At 43.8% G+C, this 240-nt stretch carries 1 protein-coding gene; it reads right to left on the bottom strand.

Annotated elements, in window-relative coordinates:
* Window positions 1–188: hypothetical protein (locus ACY2RR_RS24675; protein WP_490110849.1), on the bottom strand; the 188-nt coding region annotated here is incomplete at its 3' end.
* Between the last annotated feature and the right edge of the window lie 52 nt (window positions 189–240).

Genomic DNA, 240 nt, shown 5'->3' with positions numbered 1-240 from the left:
AGAATATCGGCGCCCCGACTCAACGCTTCATCAAAAGCTACCGTATTCGCCTGAGGAAACAACCCAGACGCTCCGCGATGAGCCATATTGTGCGGGCACGGGCAATCAAAGGAGGTCGTCTGCGCGTTTATAGATGTAAAAGCCAATACAAAAGGGAGAAGAAATATTGTGTTTATAAGCACTTTCATTGTTATGAACCTGTGTTGTTATTCTTGGAATTCATAAACTTACTAGCTGTTT

Source organism: Parendozoicomonas sp. 2304DJ65-17 (assembly GCF_058148445.1).
This window is presented reverse-complemented; position numbering and strand designations above follow the sequence as displayed.